General features: G+C 71.6%; 4 protein-coding genes and 1 pseudogene. 3 read left to right on the forward strand and 2 right to left on the reverse strand.

All coding sequences use genetic code 11. The features are described 5' to 3' along the window. A pseudogene (locus tag ACYVE7_RS26630) lies at positions 1-931 on the reverse strand (hypothetical protein); the annotation flags it as partial. Between the two features lie 196 nt (positions 932-1,127). Between ACYVE7_RS26630 and ACYVE7_RS26635 the strand changes: the two are divergent. From ACYVE7_RS26635 to ACYVE7_RS26645, 3 genes are read left to right on the forward strand one after another with little or no spacing between them, the layout of a single operon-like run. Then, entirely contained in the window at positions 1,128-2,825 is a 1,698-nt protein-coding gene (locus ACYVE7_RS26635; protein WP_460368289.1) for an N-acyl-D-amino-acid deacylase family protein, read from the forward strand. Next, complete coding sequence (locus ACYVE7_RS26640) at positions 2,825-4,600, forward strand: terpene synthase family protein (protein WP_460368291.1); 1,776 nt, start codon at positions 2,825-2,827, stop codon at positions 4,598-4,600. Before ACYVE7_RS26635 ends, ACYVE7_RS26640 begins: the two co-directional genes overlap by 1 nt. A gap of 29 nt (positions 4,601-4,629) precedes the next feature. Beyond that, complete coding sequence (locus tag ACYVE7_RS26645) at positions 4,630-5,496, forward strand: SAM-dependent methyltransferase (RefSeq protein ID WP_460368293.1); 867 nt, start codon at positions 4,630-4,632, stop codon at positions 5,494-5,496. Positions 5,497-5,544: 48 nt separating this feature from the next. Here ACYVE7_RS26645 and ispG read toward each other — a convergent pair whose 3' ends face one another. Continuing rightward, positions 5,545-6,669, reverse strand: coding sequence for a flavodoxin-dependent (E)-4-hydroxy-3-methylbut-2-enyl-diphosphate synthase (gene ispG, locus ACYVE7_RS26650; RefSeq protein ID WP_460368295.1), 1,125 nt, complete (start codon positions 6,667-6,669; stop codon positions 5,545-5,547). Positions 6,670-6,672: the final 3 nt, after the last annotated feature.

Raw genomic sequence — 6,672 nt, forward strand, 5'->3', positions numbered from 1 at the left:
GCCCGAGCAGGAAGGCGTGCCGTTCCGGGCTGGCCTTGCGGTGGCCGGTGGCGGCGGCCGTCTCGGCGAGGTCGAGGGCGTGGCCGTGGTGGCCGAGGGAGCGGGCCTGCACCGACATCGCCCGCAGGGTGACGGCGTAGCTCGCCGGGTCCGCCGCCTCCTTGGCCAGGTCGAGGGCGGCCCGGTAGTAGCGCTGGGCGAGCGCGTGCTGCTCGTCGTCGAAGCACATGAACGCGCACCGGTAGGTGAGCTGGGTGGCCGCGCGGAACAGCCGCAGGCGCAGCGGCGGCGGGGCCGCCGCCCGCAGCAGCGGGACCACGTCGTCCGACAGGTCGGCGGCCAGGGTGCGGCGCGCGTACCCGCCGCCGAAGGTGTTGTCGGTGTCGGTGAACAGCCGGGCCATCTGCTCGACCGCCTCTACCCGGGCGGACGCCACCACCCCGCCGACCGATTCCGCCGTCCCCCGCACGCCGGCCGCCTGAGCCCAGCCCGGCACCTTCAGGAGGGCGAGGCTGTAGGCACCGGCCGCCAGCACCCGTCTGCGCTGCAATTGTCCCAATTCGTTCAACACCGTCACCGCATCCTGTGCGTCAAGGCATTCGTCCCGAAACCAAGGGTCGCCTCGCCCAGTCTGAACGGCTGTTTCGCTGATGTCAGCAGCATAAGGAAAGAGATATGTTTCGTGAGACAGCCCCGTCTCGGCGACGGTTATCCGACGGCCGAGCGCCCGCGAGAGCGCTTCGGCCACCAGCTCCGGCACCGGCGGCCGGGGTTTGCGGCCGCCCAGCCAGAACGAGACGGTCTTCCGGTCGAAGAGGAGCGGGATCCCCTGCTCGGCCGCCACCGCGCCGATCTCTCGCGACAGCGCCGCCCCGCTCCATCCGGCCTCGTCCAGCAGGGCGCGCAGCAGGCAGTTGGGCGCATTGGCCATTCCACGCTCCCGCACATCCGACGGCAGGTCTCCATTGAGCAGGCTCTTGACCCCGCTGTCAAGAAACAAAAAACGGCAAGCGAGACATGCGGGACAAGCGAGACCCTTTTTGGTCGATCGAATGCGGAGCGCGCACCACCGAACTGGCGTACTGGAGACGGCGGCACCTCCCGAGCCGCCGCTTCCTGGAGGAGCCGTGAGCCAGTACGACACGATCATCGTGGGCGGCACCGTGGTCGACGGTCTGCGCAACCCCCGCTTCAACGCCGACGTCGCGATCAAGGACGGCCGGATCGCCGCGCTCGGCCGGCTGGCCGGCGCCACCGCGGACCGGCGGCTCGACGCCGAAGGCCACATCGTGGCGCCCGGCTTCGTCGACCTGCACACCCACTACGACGCCCAGCTCTTCTGGGATCCGTACTGCACCATCTCGGGGTTCCACGGCGTCACCTCCGTCGTCATCGGCAACTGCGGGTTCGGGTTCGCGCCGGTCCGGCCGGAGATGCGGGACTGGGCGATGAACGCGCTGAGCCGCAACGAGCAGATCCCCCTGGAGGCGATGCGGCAGGCCCTGCCGTGGACCTGGGAGGGGTTCCCCGGCTACCTCGACGCCCTCGACACCGTCGCCAAGGGCGTGAACGTCCTGCCGTATCTGCCGGTCTCGCCGCTGCTGGTCTATGTGATGGGCGAGGACGCCGCCTACTCCCGCGCCGCCACCCCGGCGGAGAACGCCGAGATGGCCCGGCTGCTGGCGGAGGCGCTGGAGGCGGGCGCCTGCGGCTGGTCCGCCCAGCGGCTGCCGCCCGACACGATCTTCAGCGCCCAGCGCGACCACAAGACCCGCTGCTTCCCCTCCGACATCATGGCCGACGAGACCGCGATGGCGCTGGTCAGGGCTATGGCGGAGCGGAACGAGGGCTTCATCCAGATGTCCCTGATGACCAACGACCAGGCCGCCGACCAGCGCCATCTCGAGGAGCTCGCGGCGGCGGGCGGCCGGAACATCCTGTGGAACGCCCTCATGCCCGACGGCGCGAACCCGGGAGCCGTCCGCGAACTGATGGGCTGGTTCGACCGGTGCAGGGAACGCGGCCTGCCGCTGTACGCGCAGGGCTTCACCACCGACCCGAGCATGGCCTTCTCCCTGGACGTCTGGAACATGTGGGACGCCCACCGGCCGTGGCGCGAGTCCCTGATCGGGACCGTCGAGGAACGGATCAAGAAGCTGAGCGACCCGGACGTCCAGGAGGCGCTCCGCCGCGACAAGCCCGCGTTCTACCCGCTGCACCACACGGTCCTGCGGCAGACCGGCCTGCCCGAGTACCGGCGCTTCCAGGGAAGGCTGCTCACCGACATCGCGGCCGAGACCGGACAGGACACCGTCGACGCCCTGCTGGAGATCTCGCTGGCCGAAGATCTGCGGACCGTCTGGCAGGTTCCGCTCACCCAGATCGACGAGGAGCTGCTGAAGGAGGTCGTGCGGCACCCGTTCGTCCTGCCGGGCGTCTCCGACGGCGGCGCCCACACCAAGATGATCGTCTCGGGCAGCTATCCGACCGAGCACCTCGCGAGCTACGTCCGGGACCGGGGGTGGGTGAGCCTGGAGGAGATGCACTGGAAACTGTCGGCGCTCCCCGCCTGGGTCGCCGGGATCAAGGACCGCGGCAGCGTCACCGTCGGCGCGCCCGCCGACCTCGTCGTCTACGACCTGCAGCGGCTGCGCGCCCTCGACGACGAGATCGTCACCGATCAGCCGGGCGGCGAATGGCGGCGGATCCGGCGCAGCGAGGGCTACCGGTACACGATCGTCAACGGGGAGATCACCTTCCAGGACGGGGTCTGCACCGACGCCACCCCCGGCCGTCTCCTCCGCCACGGAAGGGCCGCCGGCTGATGCTCACCGAACTCGCCCGGATCTGCCCCGCCGACCAGGCCGACCTCCTGTGCCGCTGGCGGGACTGGCTCGCCGACGCCGACGCCGAGCTGGCCGGGGCCGCGCCCCAGGCGGCGGCGGGGTTCCTCGCCCGGCTGCCGCACCTCACCGGCGAACGCCTCGCGATCACCGCCGCGCCCGTCACCGCGGTCGAACGCGATCTGTCGATCCTCTGGACGCTGACGGCCATCGGCCGCTCGGTCTACTGGCGGCGCCGGTTCGCCGCCGCGCTCTCCCAGCATTTCCACGCCCTCCGGGAAGGCGCGGAGCGGGCCGCCGAAGGACGCGACCTCGATCTGATCCAGTACATCGCCTGGCGTCGTGAGGCGGGCGTCCACGCGCTGGTCCCGCTGCTGGCCGAGCACGTGCTCGACGCCGAACTGCCGATGGGGCTCACCGAGCTCCGGCAGCTCCGCACGGCCGCACGGGTCGTCGCCGACGTCGGGGAGCTGCGCGCGGACCTCGACGGACGGTCCGTGCCGTGCGGCGCCGCCGCCTACCCGGCGGTCGTGGCGGCCGCGCTGGGCGGCGACCATCCGGCGGCGACCGGAAACCTGCTGCACTCGCGGCTGGAGCTGTTCGACCGGATCTCCGCCGCCGAACTTCCCGAGCTGTTCGAGCAGATCGGGCTCGAGCACCCGCACCGGCGGACCGTCGAACGGTATCTCGCCGGGCTGCGCGCCCTGCTCGACGGCGAGCCCGGCACCCCCGCCGTCCCGGACGACGGCACCGCCGCCCGGTTCCCGCTGCCCGCGTTCTTCATGCCTTTCCCGACCGGGGAGAGCCCGCATCTGGCGTGGCTGCGCCCCCGGATCGGCGCGTGGACGGAGCGGATGGGCTTCCTCGACCACGAGGTCTCCGGCGCGCCCGTCTGGAGCAGGACGCAGTTCGAGGCGACCGACTACGCCGCGATGGTCGCCGTCACCCACCCCACCGCTCCCCCGGCGGAGCTGGAGCTCATCGCCGGGCTGTACGTGATCGGGTTCTATGTGGACGACCTGTTCGCCCAGGGGTTCAACCCGGACCTCGACCTGGCGGGCGCCCGCCGCTACGTGGCGCGGATCGCGGCGTGTATGCCCGCGATCGCGCTGCCGCTCCCGCCGCCGGAACTGCCCGTGCCCGGCGACCCCGTGCAGCGGGCGCTCCTGGACGTCTGGAGCCGCGCCGCGGCGGTGGTCTCCCCCGAGGTGCTGCAGGATCTCTTCCAGACCATGAAGTTCATGTTCGACGCCTTCTCCTGGGAGGTGTCGAACATCAAGCGCGGCGAGATGCCCGACCTGATCGACTACTTCGAGACACGACGGCAGGCGGTCGGCTGGTGGCACAGCATGGCCATGCACCGGTGCGCGCTCCAGGGCGGGCTGCCCGCCTGGCTGCTGAACTCGCGGCCGATGCTCGAGCTGATCTGCGCGGCCGGCGACGGCGTGGCGCTCCGCAACGACATCATCTCCTACCACCGCGAGGTGGAACGCGAAGGCGAACTCGGCAACGCCGTGCTCATCGTCAACCGGCTCTTCGCGCACGACCTGCCCGCCGCCGTGCGGATCGTCAACGAGCTCGCGACCCGCAGGACCCGGCACTTCGAGGACTGCGCGGCGCGGATGCCGCGGATCCTCGACGAGCTGGGCGTCGCCCCCGACGTCCGGGCGTCGGTGGACGCCTTCCTGTGGGGGCTGCGGATCTGGATGGCCGGCGAGCTCGCCTGGGAACTCAAGTCCGCCCGGCACGCCCAGTAGGGGCGGCCCAGCCACGAAAGGAGGCTTCCATGGACGGAACCCGGACCTTCGAAGCGGACCAGGTGCCGCGGTACTACTCGCGGAAGACCACCGAGATCCTCCACAAGTACGGCCCAGGGCCCGAGGTCCACTTCCATCTGGGGACCTTCGACACCCCGCTGAGCACGTGGGTGCCGCAGGAGGAGATCAAGGACCGGCTCGTCGCCTCCCAGCGGGCCGTCCTGCACCGCGCCGCCGCCCTGTGGGGCTTCGAGGAGGCACCTCCGGGCCGGCTGCTCGACATCGGCTGCGGGCTGGGAGGCGGCTCGCTGCTGTGGGCCGGCGAGTACGGCGCCGAGGTCACCGCGCTGACCGTCACCGGCGAGCATGTGCCGATCATCGCGCGGTTCGCCGGGGAGGCCGGTCTCTCGGGCCGGGTGACCCCGCTCCACGGCGACGTCCACACGCTGGCCGTCCGCCGCGCCTACACCAGCGCCGTGGCGATCGAGAGCTCCGGCTACATGGACCGGGAGCGGCTGTTCGCCGTCCTGGCCGGGGCGCTGGTGCCCGGCGCGCGGGTCGGGATCCAGGAGCATTTCGTCCGCCGTCCCGAGCTGGCGGGCTTCCTGGACGGCTACTACAAGACCCGCCTCGGCACGGTCCCCGAGTACGTCTCCGCCGCCGGGGCCGCCGGGTTCGCCCTGGAGAGCGACGTGGACGTCACCGACGAGGTCGCGGAGTTCTGGATCCAGTCCATGGCGTGGACGGCGGCCGAGCGCGACCGGGTGGCCCGCGGGCTGCCGTCGCCGATCGGCGGCGGACGGCTGGCGGAGTCGGAACTGATCCACGCACGGCTGTTCCGCGCCTGGCGCGACCATGCCGTGGAGACCAGGCTGCTGCTGTTCCGCCTGGCCTGAGCGGGACGCGGCCGGAAGCCGGGAGCACCCGGCCGCGTCCTCCCCCCTTCAGTCCTCTTCGGCTCGGTCCTCTTCGGCGGTGAGCTTCAGCGCCTCGTCCAGGAGCGCCTCGACGATGCGGGATTCCGGGACCGTCGCCACGATCCGGCCGCGGACGAAGATCTGGCCTTTGCCGTTGCCGCTGGCGACGCCGAGATCGGCTTCGCGGGCCTCGCCGGGGCCGTTGACGACACAGCCCATGACGGCCACGCGCAGCGGATGCGGGAACCCGTCGAACGCGGCCTGCACCCGGGCGGTGAGCGTGTAGAGGTCGACCTGGAGCCGGCCGCAGCCGGGGCAGGAGACGATCTCGAGCTGGCGGCGGCGCAGGCCGAGGCTGGCGAGGATCTGCTGCCCCGCCTTGACCTCCTCGACCGGGTCGGCGGTGAGGGAGACCCGGATGGTGTCGCCGATCCCCTCGTGCAGCAGCACCCCGAACGCGACCGCGGACTTGATGGTGCCCTGCGGCGGCGGCCCCGCCTCGGTGACGCCCAGATGGAGCGGGTAGTCGCAGCGGGCGGCGAGCTGCCGGTACGCCTCGATCATGGTCAGCGGGTCGTGGTGCTTCACCGAGATCTTGATGTCGGTGAAGCCGTGCTCCTCGAACAGCGAACACTCCCACAGAGCGGACTCGACGAGCGCCTCCGGAGTGACCCGTCCGTATTTCGAGAGGAGGCGCTTGTCGAGCGAGCCGGCGTTCACGCCGATTCTGATGGGGGTTTTCGCGCCATGGGCCTCCTTCGCTATCTGCTTGACCTGGTCGTCGAAGCGTTTGATGTTGCCCGGATTGACCCGGACGGCCGCGCAGCCCGCCTCGATCGCCTGGTAGACGTAGCGCGGCTGGAAATGGATGTCGGCGATCACCGGGATCGGGGATTTGGCGGCGATGGCCGTCAGGGCGTCGGCGTCGTCCTGGGACGGGCAGGCAACCCGGACGATCTGGCAGCCCGCCGCGGTCAGTTCGGCGATCTGCTGGAGGGTGGCGTTCACGTCGGCGGTCAGGGTCGTGGTCATCGACTGCACCGACACCGGCGCGCCGCCGCCGACCGGGACCCCGCCGACGTCCAGCCGCCGGGACGATCTGCGGGGCCGCGGCCGGACGGCGGGGGCGGGCATACCCAGCTCGATGGTCATCGG

The organism is Actinocorallia lasiicapitis (genome assembly GCF_054778695.1).

Coding starts and splice junctions, on each gene's coding strand:
- ACYVE7_RS26645 (WP_460368293.1), top strand. CDS start 4,630: ATGGACGGAACCCGGACCTTCGAAGCGGACCAGGTGCCGCGGTACTAC.
- ispG (WP_460368295.1), bottom strand. CDS start 6,669: ATGACCATCGAGCTGGGTATGCCCGCCCCCGCCGTCCGGCCGCGGCCC.
- ACYVE7_RS26640 (WP_460368291.1), top strand. CDS start 2,825: ATGCTCACCGAACTCGCCCGGATCTGCCCCGCCGACCAGGCCGACCTC.